Annotated in this window: 3 protein-coding genes and 2 pseudogenes; 3 read left to right on the top strand and 2 right to left on the bottom strand. The window is 74.7% G+C overall.

Annotated features, from left to right (window positions below; genetic code table 11):
• A pseudogene (locus AB0G02_RS38980) lies at positions 1–413 on the top strand (hypothetical protein); the annotation flags it as partial.
• A gap of 31 nt (positions 414–444) precedes the next feature.
• A pseudogene (locus tag AB0G02_RS38975) lies at positions 445–720 on the top strand (MBL fold metallo-hydrolase); the annotation flags it as partial.
• On the opposite strand, the gene AB0G02_RS38970 reads toward AB0G02_RS38975, so the two are convergent.
• Complete coding sequence (locus AB0G02_RS38970) at positions 714–854, bottom strand: hypothetical protein (protein ID WP_360805169.1); 141 nt, start codon at positions 852–854, stop codon at positions 714–716. The pseudogene AB0G02_RS38975 and the gene AB0G02_RS38970 sit on opposite strands and share 7 nt — an antisense overlap.
• A gap of 3 nt (positions 855–857) precedes the next feature.
• Here AB0G02_RS38970 and AB0G02_RS38965 point away from each other — a divergent pair, with 3 nt between their 5' ends.
• Positions 858–1,160: a hypothetical protein gene (locus tag AB0G02_RS38965; protein WP_360805166.1), complete on the top strand. Its 303-nt coding sequence runs from the start codon at positions 858–860 to the stop codon at positions 1,158–1,160.
• A 110-nt stretch (positions 1,161–1,270) separates the two neighbouring features.
• Here the strand turns inward: AB0G02_RS38965 and AB0G02_RS38960 are convergent.
• Positions 1,271–1,660 (bottom strand): hypothetical protein (locus AB0G02_RS38960; RefSeq protein WP_360805163.1); only part of this gene is annotated, 390 nt, incomplete at its 5' end.

Raw genomic sequence — 1,660 nt, 5'->3', positions numbered from 1 at the left:
CCTGGACCGAGGTCCCCGGACCCCGCCTGGACCGCGGCCACGTCGCCCGACTCGCCGCCGCCGCACCCGACGACGTGTGGCTCGGCCACGTCCGCGACACCGAAGGCCTGCGCGTGCACCGCTGGGACGGCACCCGCTGGACCGCCGTCGCACCGCCCGAGGACACCGACCGGCTCAGCCTGCACGGCGTCGACACCGGCTGGACCTGGGGCGTGCGCGCCACCCGCGGCTCCTTCGAGACCAGACCCGCCTTCCACCGCTGGACCGGCCGCGACTGGACCGCCGTGCCGCTGCCCGACGACCTCGCCCGCACCTCCGCCTCCCACGTGGGCCTCGCCACCACCGGCGCCACGACCTGGGCCTACCTGAAAACGGCGGCGGGCGTGCACGTCCTGCGCCACACCACCCCGTGACCACCCGCCCCGCGCTGGGTCACACTGTCGCGTGACCTTCCGCCTCACCGTCCTGGGCACCGCCACGCCCTACCCGCGCCCCGGCAACCCCTGCTCCGGCTACCTGCTGCGCACCGAGCACACCGCCGTGTGGGTCGACGCCGGCCCCGGCACGCTCGCCGAGCTGCAACGCCACCACCGCCCCGACCTGCTCGACGCGGTCTGGATCTCCCACACCCACGCCGACCACGCCGCAGACCTGCTGCCCTACTACTACGCGCTGCTGTTCGCGGACCAACAACCACGCGCCCCCATCGCCCTCTACGGGCCACCCGGTCTGGCCGACCGGCTGGAGACCTTCCTCGCCGGCGCGGCCCCCAACCCCGCCCAGCCGCGTTCGTCGTCCACGAACTGCACGACGGCCACCGCGCCGACATCGGTGACCTCACCCTCACCAGCCACGCCGTGGACCACGGACTGCCCGCGTTCGGCCTGCGCGCCACCCACGCCGACACCGTCTTCGCCTACTCCGGCGACACCGGCCCGTGCCCCGCCCTGGACCGGCTGGCCGACGGCGCGGACCTGTTCCTCTGCGAGGCCGACGGCACCGGACCCCACCACTGCTCCCCCGAGGACGCCGCCGCGGCCGCCCAGGGCGCCCACCACCTGCTGCTCACCCACGTCGGCCACACCCTCACCACCGCCCAGGCCACCGAACGCGCCCACGCCCCCGTCGCACGACCAGGTCAAATCGTCACCATCGGGTGAACCTGCGGCCGACACCCGCGGTCCGGCACACACCCCGTCCCCCACGGCTCACCCCGCTGGGTGCCCGACACCGCCGTGCCCGACACGCCTCGTGCCCGGCACCCGGCGACTCACACGGCCTGGGCCGCGCCCAACCGCGCCAACCGACGCGCCAGACCCACCCCCATGCCGACCACCACCAGCGACGGACCCGCCAACTGCGCCGCCGTCGCCACCACCACCGGCGACCCCGGCAACACCAGCACCGCCAACAACACCACCGTCCCCACCACCCACGACCCGGTGATCGCGGACCGCGCGCCCAGCGCGATCAACGCCGGCTGCAACACCTGCGCCACCATCAGCAGGATCGTCCCCACCCCCAACGCACCCATCAACCCCGACGACAAGCCCTCCTCCGCGCCGAAGAACACCCGCACCGCCCACGGACCCAACACCGCCGAGCCCACCGCACCCACGACACCCACCACCAACACCCACACCGTGATCCGCCGCAGCAC

The organism is Actinosynnema sp. NPDC023658, from assembly GCF_040639995.1.
GTDB lineage: Bacteria > Actinomycetota > Actinomycetes > Mycobacteriales > Pseudonocardiaceae > Actinosynnema.
This window is presented reverse-complemented; position numbering and strand designations above follow the sequence as displayed.